Source organism: Salipaludibacillus sp. CF4.18, from assembly GCF_051262595.1.
GTDB lineage: Bacteria > Bacillota > Bacilli > Bacillales > Salisediminibacteriaceae > Salipaludibacillus > Salipaludibacillus neizhouensis.
In genome coordinates, this window is sequence record NZ_JBIMEV010000199.1 from 1 (window position 1) to 204 (window position 204).

Here is a 204-nt window from a genome sequence, read left to right on the forward strand (position 1 = left end):
GATTATCAAATCGAATAGTTCTTGGCACACTACCGATATGATGAAAGAATCGCTTCATTCCTTCAAGGAAGCAATCTTGGTTCTGAGATTCAAAGACTTGGACATAAAAAGCGTTACTGTAAGGATACGAAAGAACGAGATAGGGAAGATCAATAATCTCCCCCTTACTCTTAAAAGGGGCCTCCCCGAAGTCAATTTGGGCTA

At 40.7% G+C, this 204-nt stretch carries 1 pseudogene; it reads right to left on the reverse strand.

Annotated features, from left to right (window positions below):
* Positions 1-204 (reverse strand): annotated as a pseudogene (locus ACHABW_RS26140) (IS21 family transposase); the annotation flags it as partial.